General features: G+C 57.5%; 24 protein-coding genes and 1 pseudogene. 13 read left to right on the plus strand and 12 right to left on the minus strand.

What is annotated here, in order from left to right; translation table 11 throughout:
• Nucleotides 1–525: 525 nt before the first annotated feature.
• The 4 genes and pseudogenes from apcA to HNI00_RS05755 all read left to right on the plus strand — a co-directional run bounded on the left by apcA (nt 526) and on the right by HNI00_RS05755 (nt 3,041).
• Nucleotides 526–1,011, plus strand: coding sequence for an allophycocyanin subunit alpha (gene apcA / locus HNI00_RS05740; protein ID WP_277773014.1), 486 nt, complete (start codon nt 526–528; stop codon nt 1,009–1,011).
• A gap of 60 nt (nt 1,012–1,071) precedes the next feature.
• Complete coding sequence (apcB, locus tag HNI00_RS05745; protein WP_172353678.1) at nt 1,072–1,557, plus strand: allophycocyanin subunit beta; 486 nt, start codon at nt 1,072–1,074, stop codon at nt 1,555–1,557.
• A 306-nt stretch (nt 1,558–1,863) separates the two neighbouring features.
• Nucleotides 1,864–2,067 carry a phycobilisome linker polypeptide gene (locus HNI00_RS05750; protein ID WP_068510880.1) on the plus strand — a complete coding sequence of 68 codons (204 nt, stop codon included), beginning with the start codon at nt 1,864–1,866 and terminating at the stop codon, nt 2,065–2,067.
• 450 nt (nt 2,068–2,517) lie between these two features.
• Nucleotides 2,518–3,041 (plus strand): annotated as a pseudogene (locus HNI00_RS05755) (DM13 domain-containing protein).
• 84 nt (nt 3,042–3,125) lie between these two features.
• Here HNI00_RS05755 and thrB read toward each other — a convergent pair.
• The 3 genes from thrB to HNI00_RS05770 form a co-directional block, all read right to left on the minus strand.
• Nucleotides 3,126–4,052 (minus strand): homoserine kinase, encoded by a 927-nt coding sequence (gene thrB / locus HNI00_RS05760; protein WP_316791491.1) that lies wholly within the window; start codon nt 4,050–4,052, stop codon nt 3,126–3,128.
• 58 nt (nt 4,053–4,110) lie between these two features.
• On the minus strand, nt 4,111–4,467 hold the full coding sequence (locus tag HNI00_RS05765; protein WP_225906729.1) for a carbon dioxide-concentrating mechanism protein CcmK: 357 nt from the start codon (nt 4,465–4,467) through the stop codon (nt 4,111–4,113).
• Between the two features lie 290 nt (nt 4,468–4,757).
• Nucleotides 4,758–5,063 (minus strand): carbon dioxide-concentrating mechanism protein CcmK, encoded by a 306-nt coding sequence (locus HNI00_RS05770; RefSeq protein WP_172353681.1) that lies wholly within the window; start codon nt 5,061–5,063, stop codon nt 4,758–4,760.
• Nucleotides 5,064–5,284: 221 nt separating this feature from the next.
• On the opposite strand from HNI00_RS05770, the gene HNI00_RS05775 reads away from it, so the two are divergent.
• The 4 genes from HNI00_RS05775 (at nt 5,285) to HNI00_RS05790 (ending at nt 9,378) form a co-directional block, all read left to right on the plus strand.
• Entirely contained in the window at nt 5,285–6,304 is a 1,020-nt protein-coding gene (locus HNI00_RS05775) for an ABC transporter ATP-binding protein (RefSeq protein ID WP_297078966.1), read from the plus strand.
• 20 nt (nt 6,305–6,324) lie between these two features.
• On the plus strand, nt 6,325–7,665 hold the full coding sequence (cbiE, locus tag HNI00_RS05780; protein ID WP_316791498.1) for a precorrin-6y C5,15-methyltransferase (decarboxylating) subunit CbiE: 1,341 nt from the start codon (nt 6,325–6,327) through the stop codon (nt 7,663–7,665).
• A gap of 73 nt (nt 7,666–7,738) precedes the next feature.
• Complete coding sequence (locus HNI00_RS05785) at nt 7,739–7,975, plus strand: hypothetical protein (RefSeq protein ID WP_316791500.1); 237 nt, start codon at nt 7,739–7,741, stop codon at nt 7,973–7,975.
• An 866-nt stretch (nt 7,976–8,841) separates the two neighbouring features.
• Entirely contained in the window at nt 8,842–9,378 is a 537-nt protein-coding gene (locus HNI00_RS05790; RefSeq protein ID WP_297078960.1) for a pentapeptide repeat-containing protein, read from the plus strand.
• A gap of 108 nt (nt 9,379–9,486) precedes the next feature.
• Here the strand turns inward: HNI00_RS05790 and HNI00_RS05795 are convergent, their stop codons facing one another.
• Nucleotides 9,487–10,188: a pentapeptide repeat-containing protein gene (locus tag HNI00_RS05795; RefSeq protein ID WP_316791502.1), complete on the minus strand. Its 702-nt coding sequence runs from the start codon at nt 10,186–10,188 to the stop codon at nt 9,487–9,489.
• A gap of 16 nt (nt 10,189–10,204) precedes the next feature.
• A complete protein-coding gene (locus HNI00_RS05800) occupies nt 10,205–10,846 on the minus strand; it encodes a beta-carboxysome protein CcmP (RefSeq protein ID WP_172353686.1) in 642 nt (213 codons plus the stop codon).
• Between the two features lie 326 nt (nt 10,847–11,172).
• Between HNI00_RS05800 and HNI00_RS05805 the strand changes: the two genes are divergently transcribed.
• Entirely contained in the window at nt 11,173–13,365 is a 2,193-nt protein-coding gene (locus tag HNI00_RS05805; RefSeq protein ID WP_316791505.1) for a cation:proton antiporter, read from the plus strand.
• 278 nt (nt 13,366–13,643) lie between these two features.
• Here HNI00_RS05805 and HNI00_RS05810 read toward each other — a convergent pair whose 3' ends face one another.
• Nucleotides 13,644–14,258 (minus strand): hypothetical protein, encoded by a 615-nt coding sequence (locus HNI00_RS05810; RefSeq protein ID WP_316791507.1) that lies wholly within the window; start codon nt 14,256–14,258, stop codon nt 13,644–13,646.
• A 124-nt stretch (nt 14,259–14,382) separates the two neighbouring features.
• Complete coding sequence (locus HNI00_RS05815) at nt 14,383–14,634, minus strand: hypothetical protein (protein WP_316791509.1); 252 nt, start codon at nt 14,632–14,634, stop codon at nt 14,383–14,385.
• 159 nt (nt 14,635–14,793) lie between these two features.
• Between HNI00_RS05815 and HNI00_RS05820 the strand changes: the two genes are divergently transcribed.
• Both HNI00_RS05820 and grxC read left to right on the plus strand, forming a co-directional pair.
• The gene (locus tag HNI00_RS05820) at nt 14,794–15,705 is read left to right on the plus strand and encodes a glycosyltransferase family 2 protein (RefSeq protein ID WP_316791511.1); all 912 of its coding nucleotides are present in this window, start codon (nt 14,794–14,796) and stop codon (nt 15,703–15,705) included.
• Between the two features lie 15 nt (nt 15,706–15,720).
• Nucleotides 15,721–16,032: a glutaredoxin 3 gene (gene grxC / locus HNI00_RS05825; protein ID WP_277773003.1), complete on the plus strand. Its 312-nt coding sequence runs from the start codon at nt 15,721–15,723 to the stop codon at nt 16,030–16,032.
• A gap of 68 nt (nt 16,033–16,100) precedes the next feature.
• On the opposite strand, the gene HNI00_RS05830 is transcribed toward grxC, so the two are convergent.
• The 3 genes from HNI00_RS05830 to HNI00_RS05840 all read right to left on the minus strand — a co-directional run bounded on the left by HNI00_RS05830 (nt 16,101) and on the right by HNI00_RS05840 (nt 19,337).
• The gene (locus HNI00_RS05830; RefSeq protein WP_316791512.1) at nt 16,101–16,799 is read right to left on the minus strand and encodes a uracil-DNA glycosylase; all 699 of its coding nucleotides are present in this window, start codon (nt 16,797–16,799) and stop codon (nt 16,101–16,103) included.
• A 179-nt stretch (nt 16,800–16,978) separates the two neighbouring features.
• On the minus strand, nt 16,979–18,352 hold the full coding sequence (locus tag HNI00_RS05835) for an NAD(P)/FAD-dependent oxidoreductase (RefSeq protein ID WP_316791514.1): 1,374 nt from the start codon (nt 18,350–18,352) through the stop codon (nt 16,979–16,981).
• Between the two features lie 232 nt (nt 18,353–18,584).
• A complete protein-coding gene (locus tag HNI00_RS05840; RefSeq protein WP_420156316.1) occupies nt 18,585–19,337 on the minus strand; it encodes a DUF554 domain-containing protein in 753 nt (250 codons plus the stop codon).
• Nucleotides 19,338–19,531: 194 nt separating this feature from the next.
• On the opposite strand from HNI00_RS05840, the gene HNI00_RS05845 reads away from it, so the two are divergent.
• A complete protein-coding gene (locus HNI00_RS05845; RefSeq protein WP_316791518.1) occupies nt 19,532–20,518 on the plus strand; it encodes a cation diffusion facilitator family transporter in 987 nt (328 codons plus the stop codon).
• An 88-nt stretch (nt 20,519–20,606) separates the two neighbouring features.
• Nucleotides 20,607–21,392, plus strand: a complete 786-nt coding sequence (gene xth / locus HNI00_RS05850) for an exodeoxyribonuclease III (RefSeq protein ID WP_316791521.1) — start codon at nt 20,607–20,609, stop codon at nt 21,390–21,392.
• A gap of 376 nt (nt 21,393–21,768) precedes the next feature.
• Here xth and HNI00_RS05855 read toward each other — a convergent pair whose 3' ends face one another.
• Entirely contained in the window at nt 21,769–22,209 is a 441-nt protein-coding gene (locus tag HNI00_RS05855; RefSeq protein ID WP_172353695.1) for an Hsp20/alpha crystallin family protein, read from the minus strand.
• Nucleotides 22,210–22,498: 289 nt separating this feature from the next.
• On the minus strand, nt 22,499–24,145 hold the full coding sequence (locus HNI00_RS05860) for a Ppx/GppA phosphatase family protein (RefSeq protein WP_316791523.1): 1,647 nt from the start codon (nt 24,143–24,145) through the stop codon (nt 22,499–22,501).
• Nucleotides 24,146–24,155 lie beyond the last annotated feature (10 nt).

The following is a 24,155-nucleotide window of genomic DNA, read 5'->3' on the forward strand; positions in this document are numbered from 1 at the left end:
TCACGCAAGCGAGAATTCACTCACGACCTAGAATGCAAGCTACTTTTCTCAACCCAATAAGGAACTAGACTACCAAAAATTGGGCGTGATCTGTTGCCTATTTAACCAAACGATGACGCAAGACCCAAACAGCAGAATGGCGGCACTTCTGTCAATCCTGAGGAAGAAGATTACAAAATGTTGCAACAAAACTAAGAATGACAACCTGATGCCGCAAAATGTTTGCGGAAGGTAGCTGAGCCTCAACCCTTATGTACTTCTGGTCACACTCGTGTGGAGGAGTAGCACTAGGGGTAGAGTATGGAAAGTTACTATGCCAGTCCGCAAAAGGCTCAACTGTATGAACTTTATGGATTCAGTTGAGTTTGTTTAGCGAGCCTTCTCAGAGATTTTCTCATGGGTTTTCCTGCATAGGATTTCCTGTGCGGCGCTCTAGAGGTTATCTGGCTAGCGGCTCAGTCGTTCAGACATGAACGCCAGTTTAGACACATCTGGTTACATTTTGCTTTTCGGAGGAATCCATCAATGAGTATTGTCACGAAGTCAATCGTGAATGCCGATGCTGAGGCTCGCTATCTCAGCCCGGGTGAACTAGACCGGATCAAAGGCTTTGTCACCTCTGGTGAAAAGCGTCTGCGGATTGCCCAAGTGCTGACCGACTCTCGCGAGCGGATTGTAAAGCAAGCGGGTGACCAACTGTTCCAAAAGCGTCCCGACGTGGTTTCTCCCGGTGGTAACGCTTATGGCGAAGAAATGACCGCTACTTGCCTGCGTGACCTCGACTACTACCTGCGTCTGGTGACCTACGGTGTGGTTGCAGGCGATGTCACCCCCATCGAAGAAATCGGCATCGTGGGTGTGCGTGAGATGTACAAGTCTCTGGGTACTCCCATCGAAGCAGTGGCAGAAGGCGTTCGCGCAATGAAGAGCGTGGCAACGTCCATGATGTCTGGCGAAGATGCGGCTGAAGCTGGCGCTTACTTCGACTACGTTATCGGCGCAATGCAGTAGGGTTTTGCCCTCAACTGTTGCCTGAATGCATCAAGATTCACTTTTTAAGGAAGCGAGACCATGCAAGACGCAATTACTTCTGTTATTAATTCTTCTGACGTTCAGGGCAAATACCTGGATACTGCTGCTCTGGAAAAGCTGAAGGGCTACTTCTCCACGGGTGAACTGCGCGTCCGCGCCGCCACCACCATCAGCGCCAACGCTGCTGCCATCGTGAAGGAAGCAGTTGCCAAGTCCCTGCTGTACTCGGACATCACCCGTCCCGGCGGCAACATGTACACCACCCGTCGCTATGCAGCTTGCATCCGCGACCTCGACTACTACCTCCGCTACGCCACCTACGCCATGCTGGCGGGTGACCCCTCCATCCTGGATGAGCGCGTGCTTAACGGTTTGAAGGAAACCTACAACTCGCTGGGCGTGCCTGTGGCTGCGACGGTGCAAGCAATCCAAGCCATGAAAGAAGTGACCGCCAGCTTGGTGGGTGCTGACGCTGGCAAGGAAATGGGCGTGTACTTCGACTACATCTGCTCCGGCTTGAGCTAGGCTCCAAGGATGAAAGCGCAAACAAGAAGTCTGAATTGAAAGGGTTCGAGCTTCACGGTTTACGCTTTTGAATTTGGTAACTTTTGGCTGGGAGTTTTGGTGTTGGTTTCAGGCGATCGCAGGCTTTTTCTCTAAAGAGGCGGCTCCGAGGGTTTGAGATTAACGCTAGGCTCCCAGCATTTAAGAATTTTTGGGGTTGATATCAATCGACTTTTTCCTCAACGTTCTGCCTACTCAGAACGGGCACTTTTAAACAGGTGCGGCTAATCTATTTCGTTGCTTCTTTCCGGTTAGGAGATGTAACCCATGCGGATGTTCAAGATTACGGCTTGCGTTCCCAGCCAGACCCGGATTCGCACCCAGCGCGAACTGCAAAATACCTATTTCACCAAGCTGGTTCCCTACGATAGCTGGTTCCGGGAGCAGCAGCGCATTCAGAAAATGGGCGGCAAGATTGTGAAGGTTGAGCTGGCAACGGGTAAGCCTGGCTCGAATACTGGACTGGCCTAGGGGCGATCGCCCTTCCCAGCTATCTTTTAGGTTTTGGCTATGGAAATCGCTATAGAAGTGAGGCTATTGGTCGGGTTGTAACCCATTGCCCGCCAGCATGATCAAGCTTTTGGTTTCCGAGTTGAAGACTCCACTGAGGTAAACGAGACCGTTATGGTCTCTTTTTTTTGCCGAAATTTATTTCCATCGGCGAACTACAGACTTCCGCAGGCAGCGACTTCTCGCGGGCGCAAGGCATGAGCGATCATGAAAACAGTATCCTAGCTTACCTGAAGAACCAGGAGTTCCGAGCCGATCGCCCAGGATGGTTGTAGGATTTTCGATCCAGTTCACCACTTCTGCTTCGGCAATTCTCATCTGATTATCAGCTTTGATCCAGCAATGCCTGCCAGGATGGAGGCGATCGCTGTTTGAGAAAGGTGCTGAGAACTTTGCTTGGGAGGAAGGTTGATGAACCTGTATCGAGCTTGTTTGGGTTTGATATTGCTAACTGGGATTGGCTGTGCTGCTCAGGTGGCCGTGGAACCGCCCGCTGAGCCATCTGTCGCGGCGACTTCGGAGGTCGTTGCTGCTTCACCGCAATCTTCTCTGGCTGCATCTCCTGGGGCGATCGCCGCAGGTCCGAGGATTGTGAAGTCTGGAACCTTTGTGAGCGGCGAACATCCAACGCAAGGGGCGGCCCAAATCGTGACTGAAAATGGGCAACGGTTTCTAGAATTGGGCAACGACTTCCGCACGAATAGCGGTCCCGATCTGACGGTAATTCTGCATCGTAGCGGGAATGTGATTGGTTCCACCACTCCGCCTGCCCATGCCATCCGGGAGGGCGATTATGTGGTGCTAGCAGAATTGCAGAGGACCCAGGGGCACAGCGCTACGCAATTCCCAATAGCGTAAATCTGGACGAGTTTAACTCAGCAGCCGTGTGGTGCCGACGGTTTAACGCAACCTTTGGCGCGGCGGAACTGTTGTAAGCAGTCAGCCAGTGTAAGCAGTCAGCCAGTGTAAGCAGTCAGCCAGTGTAAGCAGTCAGCCAGTGTAAACAGTCAGCCAAGCGGCTAGCCCTGAACCGAAACCCCCGTTGGGTCGAGGTGCAGCGCCTGAGCCTGAACCGAAATTCCCTGATCTTCCCAGGCGGCTTTCATGGCTTCCGCAACCAGGGGCGCGATATCGGCGTGGGCCAGGGCCAGCAGGGTTGGGCCGGCACCGCTGATCACCAGCCCGTAGGCTCCCGCAGCAACGGCGGCGGCTTCTACGGCATCAAAGCCGGGAATGAGCGATCGCCGATAGGGTTGATGGATGCGGTCTTGCAGCGCGGCGCGGAGCCAGTCGGAGTGAGCAGTGTCCAATCCCCGCAGCAGTAGCCCCAGATGCCCCATGTTGAATACTGCATCGGGTCGGCTGTATGCGGCAGGCAGAACGCGGCGGGCTTCGGCGGTAGACAGTTCAAAATCAGGAATCGCGACAACGGGGACGATCTCGGAATGCCAGGGAACAGGGGCGATCGCCCATTCTCCGTTCAGATCGGTTGCTGCCAGCCGACAGCCACCCAGCATCGCAGGCACGACGTTATCTGGGTGTCCTTCCATGTCTACGGCGATCGCCACCAGTTCGGCTTCGCTCAGCGGTGACCCAGCCAGCACATTTGCACCCACCAGCCCGCCGACGATGGCCGTAGCAGAACTGCCCAGCCCCCGCGCCAAAGGCACGCCCAGGCGAATCTCTAGCTTAATCAGCGGCGGCGACTGCTTGAGATGCTGAAATAATTTGGCAAAGGCCTGATAGGCCAGATTCGTTTCGTTGGTTTTGACCCGCGCTGCTTCCAGTCCTGAAACCGAGATTTGAACCGGCTCGATGCTTTGGTCTAGGCGGGTAAAGGTGAAGTGATTTCTGAGCGACAGCGCTGCGCCCAGGCAATCGAACCCTGGCCCAATGTTGGTCGTTGTTGCGGGTACAGAAACAATGGCGTGGTCGGGCAGGGTCATGGTGCAGGGTTGGCGATCGCTCGATTAAACTATTGCCCCTAAACTATTACCCCGTCGGCTATTGCCCAGCGCCATTCCCACGACCCGGCAGACGCGGCACACCGATAGCGTCTTGAAACTGCTCGACCTCCGGGGTGAAGGCAATGGGCAGCACCACTTCTACGTTTTCATGGGGGCGGGGAATAATCACCCAGGTTTCCAGCGTGCCGCCGGGGGTGTTTTGCGCCGCCTCGATGCCCGCATCCATTGCCTGCTTCACTTCCGACACGTCGCCGCGAATCATGATCGTAAAGCGGGCGCTTCCGGCGCGAATGTAGCCCACCAGGGTTACGCGACCCGCCTTTACCATTGCATCTGCTGCTGCCAACACGGCAGGAAAACCCTTCGTTTCTAGTGCGCCAACTGCAACCGGCATGATTCTCTCCAGAGGCGATCGCTCGCCCGATACTCAACTCGCGGGTAAAAATCGAACCCAATCCAACCCACATTGTACGGTCAAGTGATGCCCTATCGAAAAAAATCGATGGCTTTCCCTACGCTTCGAGTCATATCTACAAAAATGCTTAATGCGCGGAAATAGGCGTTAATCAGCGCGATTGATAAGTATCTATTACCGCTGCAATTGGGTTTTTGTAAGGGACTTGGCAAATCCATCGGAGGAAGCCCAAATGGGCGATCGCCCATTACGCCAACCCCACAACTCCATTACATGAACTGCTGAACTTTGGTGGTGTACTTAATCGGCAGCACTACTTCCAGGTTCTCCGGTGGGTTGGGGATGATGTAGTAGTCCACCAGTTCCGCGCCATAGACCTGATTCACCGCTTCCACCCCAGCCTCAATGGCGGGCTTGACCTCCGAGGTGCTGCCGCGAATCGCCACCAGGAACTCTGCCCGCTCCGCCAGTCCGTAATACACCAGCGTCACCCGGCCCGCCTTCACCATCGCATCTGCCGCCGCCAAAATCCCTGGAAACCCGACGGTCTGAATTACTCCCACGGCTGCTGGCATACTGGCGCTCCCGGCTCACATTGAAAATCTCAGCATTCTATTTCAACTCTATATTGTACGGAGTTTGCTGCGCGGGCGCATGGGTGCGGGCGAATGGGTTGTGGGATGAAAGGGTTATAGGACAAACAGCGGGCGATCGCCCATCGCCTCCCCGTCCCTAGTCGGCACTCTGTAGAATATGAAGTGTCGTCAACTCAAGTGACTTGCTCACTAAAACTGGCATGGCTCCCGCAGTTCTAATCGAAAACCTACAGAAGCGCTACGGCAGCGTAGAAGCGGTCAAAGACGTGTCGCTTCAGATCGAACCAGGAGAAATCTTTGGGCTGCTGGGGCCCAACGGCGCAGGCAAAACGACGACGATTCGCTGCCTCTGCACGCTGTCTACGCCTGATGCGGGGCGGATCGAGGTGTCGGGCGACTCGGTGCTAGAAAATCCCCGACTGGCGCGGCAGCGGCTTGGCTATGTCGCCCAGGAAGTGGCGCTGGATAAGGTGCTGACGGGGCGGGAATTGCTGGAACTGCAAGCGGCGCTGTATCATCTGCCCAAGGCAACGATTGGCGATCGCATCAATCAGGTCATTACGCTGTTGGGACTGACCGACTACGCCGACAAAAAAACGGGCACTTACTCCGGCGGCATCCGCAAGCGCCTAGACCTAGCGGCGGGGCTGCTGCATCAGCCGGACGTGCTGGTGCTAGACGAGCCGACCGTGGGGCTAGACATCGAAAGCCGCACAGCGGTTTGGGACTTTTTGCGGAAGCTGCGGGAGGGCGGCACAACGGTCTTGTTGACCAGCCATTACCTGGAGGAGGTAGACGCGCTGGCAGATCGGGTCGCCATTATCGACCAGGGTAAGGTGATTGCATCTGGCACGCCGTCGGCACTGAAAGACGGACTGGGGGGCGATCGCATCACCCTGCGCCTGCGCGAGTTTACCCCAGCGGACGAAGCCCAGCGGGCCACGGACTTGCTGAAAACGCTGCCCTTTGTGCAAGAGGTGATTGTGAACGAAGCCCAGGGCAATTCGCTCAACCTGGTCGTAGATACCCAGAGCGATGCGCTGCTGACGATTCAGCAGGTGCTAAAGGAAAACGGGCTGCCGATTTTTGGCGTGTCGCAGTCGCGCCCCAGCCTGGATGACGTGTACCTCGCCGCGACTGGGCAAACGATTCTGGATGCCGAGATCGCCGCCGCTGCCAAGCGCGATCCCAAAAAAGAGAAAAAGCAGAATATGCGCTAGTTTGCTGGGTGCGGCCCTAAATGGTTCCGATTCATGTTGTGGGTATTGGGCTGGAGGGTGCCGCAGGGCTGACGGCAGCAGCACGGCAGGCGGTGAACTGCGCCACGCTGCTGGTGGGGAGCGATCGCCATCTGGCCTACTTCCCCGACCATGCCGCCCCCAAAGTTCCCCTGGCAGATTTCCACGCCATGCTGCGGCAAATCCACGCCTACATCGGCGCTGCTTCCCAAGCTGAGACAGATGCAGATCCAGAGACAGATGCAGATCCAGAGACAGAGACAGATGCAGATTTGTCCATAGCCGTTCTCACCTCCGGCGACCCGCTGTTTTTTGGACTGGGGCGGCTGCTGTTGTCCGAGTTTCCTGCCGACTGGCTCACCTTTCATCCCCACCTCAGCGCCATCCAGCTTGCCTTTAGCCGGATCAAGGTGCCCTGGCAGGATGCGCGACTAGTCAGCGCCCACGGGCGATCGCCCGACACGCTGATCCAAGCTTTGCAGCAGGGTGCAGCCAAAATCGCTGCTCTGACAGATGGGCACAATACCCCCCCGGCGATCGCCCGGCTAGTGTGCGATCTGGACTTGCCGGGGCAGTATCACCTCTGGGTCTGCGAGAACTTGGGCGGCGCAGATGAGCGAGTCCAGTGCTTTGCACCCGCAGAGTTGGCGGCCCAACGAGACACCCCGTTTGCGCCGCTGAATGTGGTGATTTTGCTGCGCGACGCAGAGGCAGACGCGCCTGATCTGGCGACATTGCCTATGTTCGGGATTCCCGATGCGGCATTTCTCAGTTTTGGCGATCGCCCCGGCCTGATGACCAAGCGCGATGTCCGCGTGCTGGCGCTAGCAGAACTGGCGCTGCGACCGGGGCAAGTGGTGTGGGATATCGGCGCGGGCACGGGGTCGGTTGCCATCGAAGCGGCCCGCCTCTGTCCCGCGTCCACCGTATATGCCCTAGAGAAAACCGCCGCCGGATTCTCCCTGATCCAGCAAAATGCCGAGCGCTTTCAGGTCAAAAACCTCAAACCTATGCAGGGCAAAGCTCCGGAGGCGCTGAGCCTGCTACCCGCGCCCGATCGCGTCTTCATTGGCGGCAGCGGCGGGCAGTTGGGCGAAATTCTGGATGATTGTGCCGAGGTGCTGAAGCCGGGAGGACGGATGGTGCTGGCGATCGCCACCCTCGACCATCTGGCGATCGCCCAGACCTGGCTCCAGGCGAACCGCTCCACCTGGCAACAGCACGCCCTCCAGGTCAACCTTGCCCGCACAGTGCCCGTCGCCGACCTTACCCGCTTTGCCCCGCTCAACCCCGTCACGCTGATCACGCTCCAGCGCAGCGATCGCGCCCCGATACTCAGCTAAGCCAGCCCGCAGTGCTACAATCCTCACCGAGCCGTCTTTTCACATCCCTCACCCCCTTCCCACCCCCTTCCCAATGGACACTGCTTTAGAAGCTTTAGAAACAGATATCAGGGCGATCGCCCCCGTCATGCCCGCTGATCAGACCCTTTACCTCCTCCTCGCGCTGCATTGCGTCACTGGGCTGGCTGCAACGGCGGTTGCCTATTACAAAGGGCGAAACCTCGGACTTTGGCTATTCCTAGGGCTAACCTGCGGTACAGCAGCACTGCTCGTTGCGCTGGTGATGAAGCGTCAACCTCGTGCTGCGTGAGGGATTAGCCCATTAGACGCTCGGTGAGACGATTGAAAATGTATTCATGACAAATTATTGGGCAGTGCGTAGAGTTTGCTGCTATAGTTTAGGAAGTATAACTATAACTCTGGCTCTAGAGTCTCTGTGGCGTTAAAAAGCCTGTCCCTCTGAGAGGTCAGGTTAGCTCTTTAGGGATTTCTGTAGTTGTACTCAGGGCCTCGATGCAGGTTGGCGTTATCTCTTCTCTATTTCTTGGGGTAATCCTGCTGTTGAGTGATGCCCATCGGATGATGTACTGACTGAAGCTTCGGGTTTAGTTTGAAGTTATATTCGATTGAGCAGTTTGATTGACCGAGTTCCTCTACCCAGTCATTCCCTTCTCTAGAATCCCACCCCACCTCCGGTAAGCTGTTATGCTGCACGCTGATCGTTTCGAGGGCACCCTGCCCAGGCACCTGTATGTTGTTTCCGGTTCCGATGCCGCCTCCTCCAAGTCCGACATGCAGCCTCAGGCGTGTAGTTCCGTAGCAGCCCTCCAAGAGCTTCTAGCAAAAGAGGTCAGCCCTAGCAAGCGGGCAGTGATTGAAACCCTGATTAAACTATGGGAAGCAAACCCAAGGGTATACCTTCAGCAGATGGGTTAAGATGTGAGTGACGACGATCAAGCCCTTAAGAGATTTTTACAAGAATTTGCACGGGGTGATAGAGGTCTAGAGAGTCAGGAGATACAGGACTCGCTTCAAGGGCTTCTACAGGCAATCAACCGGGTTCAGAATGCTGAGACTGACGATCCCGCTGAACTTCTGAAGGCTGCTGGGCTAGGCTATACAAGTAATGTCTTAGGTTCCGCTCAACCCAAGCTGGGGCTGAGCGGAAAAATGTTTATGGGGGCGGATCTCAAAGGGGTCGTCCTCATTGGTGCGGATTTGCGGGGCGCGAACTTCAGTAGCGCTGATCTCTGCGGCGCAAACCTGACCAGCGCGATGCTCAATAACGCGGTGCTAATCAGCGCAAAGCTTAATGATGCCAGTCTTACGAGCGCAACGCTATCGGGTGCAAATCTAACCAGCGCCACGGTCATGCGGGCGAACTTGATTGGTGCAGATTTGTCGGATGCAAACCTATTTGCCTCGGACTTGCGCTACGCCAATTTGACAGGAGCCGCTCTCTGCCGCGCCAAACTGGGAGAGGCGATGCTGTTGGGGATTAACCTGCGGCGAGCAAATCTAATGAGTGCTGACCTGCGGGGCGCAAACCTCTACAGTGCAAATCTTTGCGGTTCAAACCTGTACTATGCCAACTTCAACGATGCGAATCTGGACGGTGTAGAGGTCGAAAAGGCTCGCTTTCGTCAGAACCAAGGCATTCCCAAGGAGACGCGGCGACAGCTCATCCAAAAAGGGGCAGTGTTTGAGGATTAGTTCTGATATCGATTCTTGATTTTGGATTTGCGATTTTGGATCGCTAGTTAAGCGCTGCCAGGACTTCTAACCATTTCGTTTTTAGCTTTGCCTGGAGGAGCTTTAATGCTAGCACTGGGGCAGGCGGGGCTGTAGGATGGAGCGGCTGAGGTCGGTGTCTTGCAGAATTGCTTCTCCTAAGTTTGCGTAGCTGAGCGTCGCCCAGCGCAAATCTGTCTGGATGAGCGTTGCCTGTTGAAAATTCGCCCCAAATAGGTAGGCGCGGCTGAGGTGCGTGGAAACCAACTGTGCGCCTTGAAGCTGCGCCTCGAAGAGATAGGCGTTAATCAACTCTGTTTCTAGCAGGTTGGCTTTGCACAGGTTGGCGTGGTTTAGCGTGGCGCGTTGCAGATTGGCGTAGGCGAGGCTGCTGCGCTCCAAATTGGCATAGGCAAAGTTGGTGGCGCGGGCGTTGGCATAGCTGAGGTCTGCCCCGGTCGCGTTAGCGCGGTAAAAGCTGGCATCTCGCAAGTCCGCCTGTTGCAGGGTCGCCCCAACCAGCAGGGCATTCGACAGGTCAGCCGCCTGAAGCTGGGCGCTGTGCAGGGTTGCCAGGGTCAGGTCGGCGTAGCTGAGGTCGGCGGCTTGGAGCAACGCAAAGGCCAGGTTTGCGCTCTGGAGGTTGGCATGACGCAAATTCATCCCTTGCAGGTCGAACCCGATGAGGTTGGCGTGGCTAAGGTCTGGCGTGATATCGGGAGCGTGCGATCGCCACTGGTTCCAGCGATCGCCCCCCATCCGCAGCAGCGCTATATGCTCGGCGTTTGCCATAGCCTGCTCCCGTGCCCTACTCCTTGCGTCCTGCGTCAGGGAACGGCCGACCCGACGAGTTTTCGATGGCCTCGATTGCGGCACGCGACCCTGCAATGATGTCCCGTTCTTCGCCCCCCAGATAGAGCCGCCCAAAGCTGCCCACAGAGGAAATTTGCAGAATGTTGATCAGCGCTGCCTTCTCAGCTTCGTTGGCGGCCAGCGAGGCATAGGCGGCTGGCTCGACCTCCAGCACGTATAGCGTTTGCCCTGATAGCAGCATTTGCCCCCGGCGGTTGCGGTTGATGAGCTGGGCGTGGTGGGGGTCGATGTTGCGGATGATCTGGCTGGAAATAATGCGCGGTTTATAGCAGTCCTGCGATCGCACGCCCAGTTCCGCCAGGATCGCCCGGCCCGCCGCCTGGGTTTCGCCCTGACTGCTGGAATGCACCTCCAGCAAGCCATACAGCCGCTCGGTAAACAACACGCCCGGCCGCACCACGGCAGATTTGAGCGCAATGTCCATCAGGCGGTTGATTTCAATTCCCGGCGAAATCTCGATCCACAGAGAGGCATCACCCGGCAGCGGCAGAAACCCAACGGCGACGGTGCCCATGTAGGCGGCGTGCTGGGATTGTAAGCGGTCAATGTAAACGTAGCTGCGAAGCTCAATTCCCAAAGCTGGTTACGGGTGAGAAAAACGACAAGCCATTGCCCAGTGTATAGCTTTTCTGGGTACGGCTGGGAGTGAGCGCAAGATTTGCGCGAGATTTGTGTGGCAGATTTCTGAGCAGCGCGATCGCCCCTAGAGAGCCAGCCAGATTCCTTGTGTGAAGAGAATGGGTGACCGCAGGGAAAGCTAGGATCGGTTTATACCGCCCGTTGCCGATTACAGTTAGAAAATGATGAGTCAGACTTTATTCACAGCCGTCTTCAGGTTGAGTTATTTAGCTAAAGGCATTGTGGCGAACCGTGTTTTGGGGCGGCAAGTGCCTACCTGTTGCCATGATTGTTGCCATGATTGAGGGATTGTCGCCCACTCCCGAAACGCCGCTGGCACTGATGCTGCAATTTGTGATTGCGGTGCTGGCAGGCATTAGCGGTCAGGTGGTGGCGGCGTTTTTTAATGTGCCCAGCATTGTATTTCTGCTGATTTTCGGCATTTTGCTGGGGGGCGACGGGCTGGACTGGCTGCATCCGCAGTCCCTCGGTCTTGGGCTAGAAGTCATCGTGGCGCTGTCGGTAGCGCTGATTTTGTTTGAGGGCGGGCTGAACCTGGAACTGCGGCAGCTCAGCACGGTATCGGGCAGCCTGCGGAACCTCGTCACTCTGGGTACGCTGATTACGCTGCTGGGTGGCGGCATGGCGGCCCACTGGCTGGGGGAATTTCCCTGGGCGATCGCCTTTCTCTACGCCGCGCTGGTGGTCGTCACCGGGCCGACGGTGATCAGCCCGCTGATGAAACAAGTCCAAGTCGATCGTCAGGTGTCGAGCCTGCTAGAAGGCGAGGGCGTGCTGATCGACCCGGTCGGCGCGATTCTGGCAGTGGTGGTGCTGGATGTGATTCTGAACGGCAACGCGGCTCCGCTGTCGGTGGCTAGCGGGCTGCTGCTGCGGCTAGGCATTGGCGGCGGCATTGGGGCGCTGGGCGGCTGGCTGCTGGGGCAGTTTCTCAAGCAGGCGAAGTTTTTGTCGGAAGGGCAGAAAAATCTGGTGGTGCTGGCAGGCGTGTGGGGTCTGTTTGGGCTGGCCCAGAGCATTCGCAGCGAGTCGGGGCTGATGACGGTGGTGCTGGCGGGGCTGGTGTTGCGGGCTTCGTCGATTCCCGATGAGCGGCTGCTGCGGCGATTCAAAGAGCAACTGACGATTTTGGCCGTGTCGATTTTGTTTGTGCTGCTGGCGGCGGATTTATCGTTGGCAAGCCTGTTTGCGCTGGGCTGGGGCGCGGGGCTGACGGTGCTGGCGCTGATGTTTATCGTGCGGCCGCTGAATGTGGCGGTGTGTACGTGGAACAGCGGCCTGAACTGGCGACAGAAGCTTTTCATGTGCTGGGTCGCGCCAAGGGGCATCGTGTCGGCTTCGGTGGCCTCTCTGTTTGCGATTTTGCTAACCCAGCGCGGCATCAGCGGCGGTGAGGCGATCAAGGCGCTGGTGTTTCTGACGATTCTCTCGACGGTGTTTTTGCAGGGGCTGACGGCGCGGTGGGTGGCGGAGTGGCTGGACATTACCTCCAAGCAGGCGACGGGCGCGGTGATTGTCGGCTGCAACCCGCTGAGCCTGCTGATTGGGCGCATGTTTCAGGAGCGGGGCGAGTCGGTGGTGCTGATCGACACTGACTTGGCGGCGTGCAAACTGGCGGAGCAGGAGGGTTTGCGGGCGATCGCCAGCAGTGCGCTAGATACGGACGTGCTAGAGCAGGCGGGGCTGGGGCGGGTCGGCACGTTTCTGGCGCTAACCAGCAATGGCCAGGTGAATCAAGTGCTGGCGCAGCGGGCTGCGGAGGAGTTTCAGCCGCCTCGCGTGCTGGCCGTTGTGCCGGGAGATTTGAGCCAGGAGAGCGAACCCGTGGCGATCGCCACCAGTGCTGCGAGTTCCTCTACAACTTCCCCCACCTCGCCCAAGGTTCAGCCCGCCTTTGTGCCCAAAATGCCGCTGAAAACCTGGAACCGCTATTTGGACGATCGCGATGTGCGCCTGGGAGAAACTGTTCTTCAGGAGCCGATCCTGGTGGAGCAGCAGGTACATCTGGCAACGCTGATTGCGGATGGCAAGCTGATGCCGCTGCTGGTGGAGCGCGATGGGCAGCTTCAGGTTGCTTCGACTGAGGTCTTGCAGGAGGGCGATCGCCTCCTATACCTGTGGCACAATCCCAAATCCAAAATGCTGAAACGATTGGGCGGCAGCAACCCCAACGCCCGCCTGATGCCGGAGCGCATTGCCGAGGTGGAAACCCTGCCCCAGCCGTCGGTGGAAATCGAACAGCTTTTGTCGAAATCTATCGCTGCTGCGCCTGTCGCTGAGGAGGTCGAGGGCGATCGCCCTGACTCTACGGTTCCCGACGCAGTTCCCGACGCAGTTCCCGACCCAACCCCCGATGCTATCTCTAGTGAACCCAAAAGCGAAACGTCCCAAGCTGCGGCCGATGCTCTGACTTCCGGCATCGCGCCAGAGGATGTGTCCGAAGCGTCCGTCTCCTAGGCAGTGTCTTAAACCTTTCTAGGTCGTTGATTGACTTGAGTCGATCCCCCTAAATTCCCGCGCTTACGCGCCGCTTCGCTAGAAATAAGGGGGACTTCCGGAGTGGTTCGGCTCGGTTCCCCCCTTTTTAAGGGGGGCTAGGGGGGATCGAAGAGTTCTAAAACGCGCCCTAGCAGTTTGACTGCTAGCAATGTGGTGCCTGCAATGTGGTGCCTGCAATGTGGTGGTGACTCTTGGCAATCTGGTTCTTGGCAATCTGACTCTTGGCAATCTGACTCTTAGCAGTCTGGCCGCTTGACCCAGATTGCCAGACCACCGCCGCGTCCCCGCGCTGCCAAAAAGTGGGGCGTAGCCTGAAAAAACGAAAAGAAGGGCAATTTGGCGATCGCCCGTGCTGCAAAGGCTTCTGGGGATTCTTCGCGCAGGGTGCGCTGCCACAGGGGGCGATCGCCCGCACCAATCGCCATTTCGGTAAAGTCGAACGCCAGCAGATTCTTCTTGGGCTGAAAGCGGCAAGGGCCAGTAAACCGAAGCCACAGCCCGCCCAGCGTCACCTGATTGGCAATCGTGCCTTGGTTCGTCGCTGGGTCAGCCGATGCAAAGCTAATCTGCGCGGGCACGAACTTGGGCCAGTAAAAACCCGGCCCCAGTCGAATCCCGCGTCGGCGGGCTTTGCGCGTGGCCGTGGTAAAACAAAGCCGCCATTGTCCCAATAAATGTTCAAACGCGAGGGGCGTTTTTTGGTGTCGTGCGGTCGTTTCTGCCGCCAGCATGGCTGCCACCACCGCTTGCGCCGAGGGGCGATCGCCGCCATCCCAGAAAGTCGCTGCGGCCTGAGACAGCGTAGCGATCGCCCGTTCTTCGGTCATCTCTAGCGATGGAGAATCGATCATTTCAGATGATTGAAACAGTTGAGACGATTGGGACGATTGATTAGATTAGTAGTTATTCTCTATCCTCGCTGACGCTGAACGTAAGCCCCGAAAATTATATCGATTGGCAATTTTGGATTGCTAGTTAGTCTTCTGTGGGGCCGATCGATTGGCGATTTTGGATTGACGATTTTGGATTGAGCGCATCCAGTCCCAATTCCAAATCGTCGGAATTTTCCAGATAGTGGTTTAGCAGCCGCTTTTCGTAGCGACGGTTGCGGCGACGGCCTTTGGCGGGGGTGGCCCGCTTGTGCGATCGCTTGTCTACCACCAGATGCTCTAGATCGGAAGCGTCTTCCCAATGCTGCAAGTCGTTCGGCGAAGTGCGTCTGGGCATATTTAGAAATCGGGGAGCGAGAACGGTTCTCCGCAGTCAGGACATCACTCAAGCTTGGCTTTGTTAACTTATATTAAGCTCGGTCTGAGGGTTTTGCTACGGTTCAGGATGAAACTTTGTTAGAACTTACGCAGTTGGACGATCTCCTGGCCGCTAGAAATGACCCATTTGCCCAACCGCATCCCCGTCTCGGTGCTAGTTCCTGCCAAAGACGAGGAGCTAAATTTGCCTGCCTGTTTGAAAAGCCTTGCGCCCGCTGATGAGATTTTCGTGGTGGATTCGCAAAGTGGCGATCGCACCGCCGAAATTGCCGCAGACTATGGCGCAAAGGTCGTACAGTTCCACTTCAGCGGGCGCTGGCCAAAAAAGAAAAACTGGGCCCTCGACCATCTCCCCTTTCGCAACGAGTGGGTACTAATTGTCGATTGCGACGAGCGCATCCCCCCTGCCCTCTGGGACGAAATTGCCCAAGCCATCCAAAATCCAGCCTTAAACGGCTACTACCTAAACCGTCGCGTCTACTTCCTGGGCAGATGGATTCGCCACGGCGGTAAGTATCCCGACTGGAACCTGCGCCTGTTTCGCCATGCCAAAGGACGCTACGAAAATCTGCACACCGACGCTGCCCCCAACACAGGCGACAACGAAGTGCATGAACACGTTGTCCTGGAAGGAACCGCAGGCTACCTCACCACCGATATGCTCCACATCGACTATCGGGATCTCTACCACTGGCTAGAGCGCCACAACCGCTACTCCAATTGGGAAGCCCGCGTCTACTACAATCTACTCAATGGCATGGATGAAGCCGGAACCTTGGGCGATCGCACTGCCCACTGGTGGAGCAACGCCATCCAGCGCAAACGCTTCCTCAAACGCCTGTGGGTGCGCCTGCCCTGCCGCCCGCTGCTCCGCTTTGTCCTGTTCTACATCCTCCGCTTTGGCTTTCTCGACGGCCACGCCGGATATACCTACGCCCGCCTGCTCAGTCAGTACGAATACCAAATCAGCGTCAAGCTCTACGAACTGCAAAAGCTCAACGGTCGCCTGAATCCATTGAAAAGGAATTAGTCTTCGATTCAACCGATGCTCAACAAACTCAACGCCCTCCTGGGTCGCCGCCCCGAAGCCGTCAAAGCCAACGTCGAAATCTACACCTGGCAGACCTGCCCCTACTGTATTCGGGCCAAGATGCTGCTGCGCTGGAAAGGCGTGAACTTTACCGAATACAAAATCGACGGCGACGGGGCTGCCCGCGTGAAAATGGCTGAGCGTGCCAACGGCCGCCGCACCGTCCCCCAAATTTTCATTAATAACCAGCACGTCGGCGGCTGCGACGACCTCTATGCGCTCGATCGAGCTGGAAAGCTAGACGCGCTGCTGAGTCAGGCAGGATAACCCGGTGAGAACTACTAAAAAGTGCCGCGAATCTCAAGTCAGAAGTGTCGCGAATCTCAAGGCGAATCTCAAGTGCCGCGAATCTCATCTAGCTTCGCCCGTACTGCCTGAATGTCTTGCCACATCAGCCATTTGGGGCTGCCCTTTTCGCGAGAGGGGTTCCGCAGCAGATAGGCGGGGTGAAAGATCGGCATATAGAAGCGGCCGTCTTGCTCGATCCACTGGCCGCGCACTTTGGTAATGCCCTGCTTGATGCCCAGCAAGCCCTTCAGCGCAGTAGCCCCGGTGAGCAAGATAATCTTGGGATTGATCAGCCGAATTTGCTCCATCAAGTAGCCCTTGCAGGCATCGGCTTCGGCGGCGGTGGGGGTGCGGTTTTCTGGCGGGCGACACTTCACCACGTTGCAGATGAACACGTCTTCGTCAGTTAACTGCACCGATTCCAGAATTTTCGTAAGCAACTGACCCGACTTGCCGACAAACGGTAGGCCGGTTTCGTCTTCGGTTTGCCCTGGCCCCTCGCCGACAATCATCACCGGCGCAGCCAGCCCGCCACGCCCAATGACCGCATGGGTGCGATTTTGCCCCAGTTCGCAGCGCTGACACTGGTCGCAGTGCGCCTTCATCTCCTCCATCGAGGCGTAGGTTCCCGGTGGAATGGGGATGCGGGCGCTAGTGGGAATTTGGGACGGGTCGAAGCTGGCAGATGCGGCGGGCGCGGCGACCTCCGCCAGACTGAACAAGTCGATTTGGTCTTCGCTCGCCATTGGATTCGGTCTAGGGCTTGGTGATCAGAGATTAAACCTATGGAAGCTTCATTGTAAAACGAATCAGCAATCCGAACCGGCCAACACAAACCAGCGCGATCGCCCACCCCTCCCTCTTCCTCCCTCTTCGTTTTTCCCTTTTCGTTCTTCGTTCTTCGTTCTTCCCTCTTCCCTCTTCCCTACACCTCCACCGGCTCCTTCACCCTAGTCCGATACGTCCCTGCGGCCTCTGCCGTCGCCACACCGCCCTCACCCGTAATCAGCCGTGCGCCGCGCTTGCGGGTGAAGTAGTTCCAGCCCCACTGAAGCATAACGATCAGCTTGTTGTCGAACTCGATCAGATAGTAAATGTGGGCAAACACCCAGGCAAACCAGGCCGGCGGGCCAGAAAACTTGACGAAGCCCAAGTCAACCACCGCGGCATTTTGCCCGATGATGGCCAGGCTACCTGGATCTTTGTAGACAAAGGGTTCCACGGACTGCCCCTGGATGCGTCGCTGGAGGGTCTTGGCGACGTATTCACCGGCCTGCACGGCGGCCGGAGCCACACCCGGAATGGGGCGATCGCCCTGGTGGGCATAGTGGGCCAGGTCACCGATGACGAAGATGTTGGGATAGCCCGCGATGCTGAAATCAGGTTCCACCACGACGCGCCCGACGCGATCGCACGACGCACCCGCTCGATCTGCCAGCACCTTGCCCATGCCAGAGGCTTTTACCCCCGCTGCCCAGAGGATGGTGCGAGCGGTCATGGTCTCAATCACGGGATTATCCGGTGTGCCGCTTTTCATCGTCACCACGTCGCCGCTGTCGCTGGGTTCGATCTGCGTCACGAGGGTTTTGGTGCGGACGGTCACGCCCAGACGGGATAGCGATTCGGCCGCCTTTGCCGACAGGTCGGGGTCGTAGGGCGGCAGCACCCGATCCATCCCTTCTAGCAGCAGGATGGTGGCTTCTGAAGTGTCGATATTGCGGAAGTCTTCTTTAAGTGTGCGGTAGGCGAGTTCGGCGATCGCCCCAGCTAGCTCTACCCCCGTCGGGCCGCCGCCCACAATGACGAAGGTGAGCCATGCTTTGCGCTTTTCGGGGTCGGTTTCCTTCTCTGCCGCTTCAAAGGCGACAAAAATCCGGCGGCGCATTTCTAGGGCATCTTCAATGGTTTTCAGCCCTGGAGCGGTGTCGCGCCACTGGTCGTTGCCAAAGTAGTGGTGGCTAACACCCGTCGCCACAACCAGCGTGTCGTAGGGAATCTCCTGCTCTCGCAGCTTTAGCACTTGCGCCTGCGGATCAAGATCAACCGCCTCATCCATCAGGACGGTGATGTTTTTGTAGTCGCTGAGAATGCCGCGCAGGGGCGAAGAAATGTCGGCTGGCGACAGCGTGCCCGTTGCCACTTGATATAGCAAGGGCTGAAACAGGTGAAAGTTGCGCTTGTCTACTAGCGTCACCTTAAGGTCTTTTGCGCGTCCCAACGTTTTGGCGGCGTATAGACCGCTAAATCCGCCGCCGATGATGACGACGTGGTGCGGCTCTGGTGTTGCGATCGCGTCCATAGGGGTTCTTAGGCGGTTCTGTAGGTGAGGACATTGTTCAGGACATTAAGCGCCATGTTAGCCGCCCGAATCGGGGATGTCGTGTGTAACGTTGTACATTTACGGCATCTCTGCATAAATAAAAGCTTTAAAAGTTCGAGATTTGGGGTTCGAGATTTGGATGGTTGGAAAATCGCGTACCTCCACAAAACCATTCCTTACGCCTCCTTACGCCTCAACCCTTGGGCCCGCCTTATGCAAAAGCGGCGGTGAGCCAGACGGCGAGCCAGTACACTAGCGGCGCGAGGAAGGGGGCTGGCAAGAAGGAGCCGACGCGCACGTTGCCAATTTCTAGCAGGTTCAGCCCGATGGATAGAATCATGAGTCCGCCTACGCCCGTGGCCAGCAGCACGGGCGGCGAACTGGCGGGATCGGGGAGGGCGCGGGCCAGGAGTCCGGCGGCTAGGGACAGGCCGCCTTGATACAGCAAAATGGCCAGGGTCGAAAAGCCAACGCCGATGCCGTAGCTGCCTGTGAGGGCGATCGCCGCCAGGCCGTCCATCGTCGCCTTCAGCGTCAGCAGCCGCGCATCGCCCACCAGCCCGTTGTTGAGGCTGCCGATCATGGCCATCGGGCCAATGCAAAACAGCAGGCTGGCGGTGACAAAGCCATCGGTAAAGCGACCCTTGCCTTTGACCCGATGTTTCAGCCAATCTCCGGCGATCGCCAGCCGTTCTTCAATCTGCCACCACTCGCCCAGCAGCCCGCCCGCCACCAGCGCCAGCAGCCCCAAAATCACGCCGTCTACGATGCCGCCCCTGGCCTGGTTCAGGCTGCCTGCCATGCTGATGCCGATAAACAGCGTCGTCAGCCCCAGCCCTTGCTTGATCACCCGCTGCATCCGCTCTGGCAAGTGCCCGGTGAGCAGCAGCCCCAAGGCAGTACCCAGTAGCACCGTGGCAACATTGATCCAGGTGCCGCTGGTTTTTGCCCAAAAATCTAGCATGGGGTACAAGGTGACGGGGTGATGGGGCGAACTGCGAAGCGGGAGAAAATCCTCCAAAATCACCTTATCCCATCCGCTCCCCACTTCATTCTGCGGTCTAGCCGGAACTCGCCGCCCCCGGCTTCTGTCCTAGCTGCTCAGCGAATTCTGTGGGATGATCCCAGAAAGAGTCTTTTGTCGTGTTTCCAGCCTTCATGCATACCGCCGACTGTCCAGAGGGCTGCCAAGCGCCCCACCGATCTGGTTTGCCAACGCCCCATTCCTACACGGTGGATGCCCAGAAAAAAGCAAGACTCCTGTGGATGGCGCTGGGGCTGATTGGCGGGTTCTCGCTGGTGGAACTGGCGGTCAGCCTGTCGAGCCACAGTCTGGCGCTGCTGGCGGAGGCGGGGCATATGCTGTCGGATGTGGCGGCGCTGGCGCTGGCGCTGTTGGCAACCTGGATTGCGGGCTGGCCGTCGTCGGCGCAGGCTCCCTTTGGCTATCGGCGGGTAGAAATTCTGGCGGCGCTGGCAAACGGGCTGGGGCTGGTGGCGATCGCCCTCTGGATTGGCTGGGAAGCAGTCGAGCGGCTGCAACACCCCGATGCCGAAATTTTGGGCCTGCCCATGCTGATTACGGCGGCCGTGGGGCTGGGGGTGAACCTGCTGAATGCGTCTCTGCTGCACGACCATAGCCACCACGACCTGAACCTGAAGGGCGCATTTTTGCACATGGTGTCAGATGCGATTGGGTCGCTGGGCGTGATTTTGGCGGCGATCGCCGTCTGGCTCTTTGGCTGGACGTGGGCCGACGGAGCCATTAGCCTGGTCGTTGCTGCGCTCATCCTGGCCGGAGCCGTGCCGCTCATTCGCCAAAGCTTGAACATTCTGCTAGAACAAGCGCCGGCCTACCTTGACCCTGCCGCTGTCCAAGCGCATCTGCTGCAAACCGAAGGCGTGCAGGCGGTGGAAACGCTGCGCCTGTGGGCGATCGCCCCTGGGCAAGTCGCCCTTACCGCCCATCTGACGGTGAACCCACAGGATGGCCCAGAGCGCGATCGCCTCCTGCAAACCCTGCAAGCCTCCCTGCAAGCCACCTTCGGCCTCACCGACACCACGCTCCAGCTTGCTGCCCCGCCTGCAACACCCCTAGTGAACCTGTCGATGCCGCCTAGCCTGGAACTGGTGGTCAAGGAGTGATGGCGTAATGGAGTAATGGAATCATAGAGTGACGGAAGGATGCAGTAAACTACTCATCACGTCCTCTCCCGCCCTCCCGCAGTCCCGCATGAAGATCGCCACCTGGAATGTCAACTCCATCCGCACCCGTCTGGAACAGGTCGTCAACTGGCTGACGGAGAATCCGGTAGATGTGCTATGCGCTCAGGAAACGAAGGTGGTAGATGCCGACTTTCCGATGGCTGCGTTTACCGATCTGGGGTATACCTGCTACGTCTCTGGGCAAAAGTCCTACAACGGTGTGGCGCTGATCAGCAAAACGCCGCTGGAGTCGGTCAGTTGTGGGTTCGAGCCTGTGCTAGGAGGGGCGATCGCCGCACCGTTTGACGACCAAAAGCGAGTCATCACGGGCGTTCTCGACGGCATTCGCATCGTCAACCTCTACGTGCCCAACGGCTCCAGCGTCGGCAGCGACAAATACACCTACAAGCTCAGTTGGCTGGCGGTGCTGCGCGAGTATTTGGCAAAGCTGCTGGAGGAAAATCCCAAACTCCTGGTCTGCGGCGATTTCAACGTAGCGCTGGAAGATCGAGATATCCACGACCCCACCGGGCGCGAAAAAGAAGTCATGGCTACCGATGCCGAACGGCAGGCGCTGCGGGCCATTCTCGACTTGGGGCTGGCGGATGCGTTTCGCAAGTTTAACCAAGAAGACGGACAGTTTAGCTGGTGGGACTACCGCGCCGCCGCCTTTCGCCGCAACCTGGGCTGGCGCATCGACCACCACTACCTCAGTCCGCCGCTCTATGCCGAGGCCAAAAGCTGCATCATTGACAAAGCGCCCCGCAAGCTAGAAAAGCCCAGCGACCACACGCCAGTAATCGTGGAGTTGTAGATTGCGTAAATTGCGTAAATTGCCTAAATCGCGTAAATTGCGTAAATTGCCTAAATCGCTAGTGAGGGTTTCCGCTTTTTGCGCCGCACATCACACCGTCAACAAAAACTAGGACTATCGTCCGACTGCGTAAGTCCAAAAAAAAGAGAGCAACTCCATTACCCTGTCAGCCCTAAGGGTAGATGGCTCGTTGCTCTCTAGGTTCAACGTGAGTTTGCTGAGCCAATAGCAGCACAGCGACTCACGGCAGCGATTCACGCTTGAGCAGGTCTTCAATAAACGACCTCTCGTGTGCGCTGTTTACCAGCTAGACGGAATCTTGATTCGCCGCAACCCAGGCTAGGGAAGCAGCCGGGAGGCTGTGCGGAACTCTCCCTCAGCCTAGGCTCACCTTGACGACGCGATTTTTTTCTTCCTCGGCCTTCGGCAAGGTCAGGTTCAAGATACCGTCCTTGTATTCAGCCGTAACCTTGTCGTTTTGGATGCGGCTCGGCAACGGAATCACCCGCTGGAACTTGCCATAGCGGAACTCCGTTCGGGTCATGCCTTTTTCTTCGGTTTTGCTTTCCGACTTGCGTTCGCCGCTGATGCTAACGGAGTCTGCCGAAACCTCAACATTGAGGTCTTTGGCATCCATGCCAGGAACTTCCAGCCTCAGGTGAATCGCTTCACCCGTTTCTTCCATCTCTGCCAGCGGCATGAAGCTGGTCAGCTTGTGGTTTTCTGTAGTCGCTGGCAGGAACTCATCAAACAGCCGATTCATTTGCCGTTGTAGCGTTTCAATCTCACGGAATGGTTCCCATCGAACGAGTGCCATATCCATCGCCTCCTAGAGACAGTAGTTTGAGAATGTGGAATCAACGCTAGTTAGGGTTATCGTCTGAGTCGTCGCCTCGCCAACACTTCCGATAAGGGAGTGAGCTTTTGTTGGTTTAGCTGGTTGGTTGGACGGGGCGTTTCCGAACCTCAGACGATTGATGGCTGACAATCATTATGGTATGGCAAGCGATTCAGGAGTGGGGGTCGGTTTTTTGGACTCGCTGGGTTCTTATTCCCGTACCAAACCCGATCTTTCATCACAGCTCTAGGTCAAGTAGGAGCCAGCGTCAGGGCAACGGCACTAGCTTGGGCACGACTTTCAGCCCAAACTCTTCTTCAAAACAGCCCTTTTTTCCATCCAGGCTCCACAGTTCCAGAGCGCAATCGTCGTTGGGGTGGGTTGGGTGGATTAGCAGGCGAAACTCCTGCTGAGCAGGCACTACCTCGCAGGTGATGCTGTCGATGGCCCCGATTTGGCGACGATCGAGGGCGACCGCTATCCGCAGCAGCGTGTTGAGCTGTTCGACGACTTTGCGGTGTTTCTTGGTGGTCAGGCTGCGGTAGTTGTCGTGCTTTTTCTTGGGACAGCTCTTGCGGTGATAGCGAGACAAATTGGCGATCGCCTCAATTTCGATTTCTGTATAGCCCAGCAGGTCGCCATTGCGAATCAGGTAGTAGGAATGTTTATGGTGGGCAGAGTGGCTGATAAAGTGTCCACAGTTGTGCAACATGGCGGCTGCCCACAGCAGTTCTCGCTCCTCGTGTCCCCAGTTGTGTAAGATGCCCTGGGTCTGGTCAAACAGGCTGAGGGCCAGGGTCGCCACCCGTTCAGCATAGGGCAGGTTCACCTGATACTTCTGGGCGGCCCGGAGGACGCTGCGCTGGCGGATGGAGCTTTGGAAGCGCAGACGGTCTTCGATTAGCCCGTGGGTCAGCATCCAGTCCACCACGAGTCCTTCTCGGAGCGATCGCTCGCAAATTGTTACCGAATCCAGCCGCAATAGCTCCATCGCCTCCTGCAAAATCAGCGCCCCCGCCACGATAATCTCTGCCCGCCGATCCGACATTCCTGGCAGGGCGGCTCGCTCGGCCATCGTCATGCGGCGCAGCCGATTCACCATTTCGCGCAAATCCGCTAGGGGAATCTGGTAGCCATGCAGCGGATCGGGCACGGTGCCCGTGTGTTCGCGGGCGTGCAGGGCGGCTAGCGTCTCAATGGTGCCGGAGGTTCCCACCAGACGGGGGGTTTCCCCAGCGCGAACTTTGCTCAGCAGTTCGTCCACCGAGCGCTCCAGCATCCCGCGCACGTAAGCCCGCAGGTAGTTAAACTCGCTGCTGCTGATGGGGTCGGTGCTGACCATCTCCGTCGTCAGCCGCACTGCGCCGACCTTTGTGCTAGTGAGGCAGCGCGGCTCGTGGCCATCGCCCAAGATTAGCTCCGTCGAGCCGCCGCCGATGTCGATAATCGCGTGGGGCTGTTCATTAAACGCCACCCCCGACAGTACGCCCAGATAGATTCGCCGGGCCTCTTCCTGACCCGAAATCAGGTCAATCTCCAGCCCCAGTTCGTTTTCTACCAGTTGCAAAAAGTCTCGTCCGTTGGGGGCTTCGCGCACGGCGCTGGTGGCCACAGCCACAATCGCCTCGGCGTGGTGCATCTGGGCAATGTCCTGACAGCGGCGCAGCGTGGCGATCGCCCGTTCCATCGCCGCCTGAGTCAGATTGCCCGTAGCGCGATCGCGATCGCCCAGACGCACTGTCGTTTTTTCTCGGTTAATAATGGTGAACGCAGGCAGCGTGGGGTCAATCTTGACGACCACCATGTGAATCGAGTTCGTCCCTACATCAATCGCGGCCAGGATGCGATCTTGAATCACGGCAGAAGAAATGGGGGTTGGCAGCACACTTTTGCGCTTAGAGAACACACTAATCATCCGGAGATCC

The organism is Thermoleptolyngbya oregonensis NK1-22, assembly GCF_032705245.1.
Lineage (GTDB): Bacteria > Cyanobacteriota > Cyanobacteriia > Elainellales > Elainellaceae > Thermoleptolyngbya > Thermoleptolyngbya sichuanensis.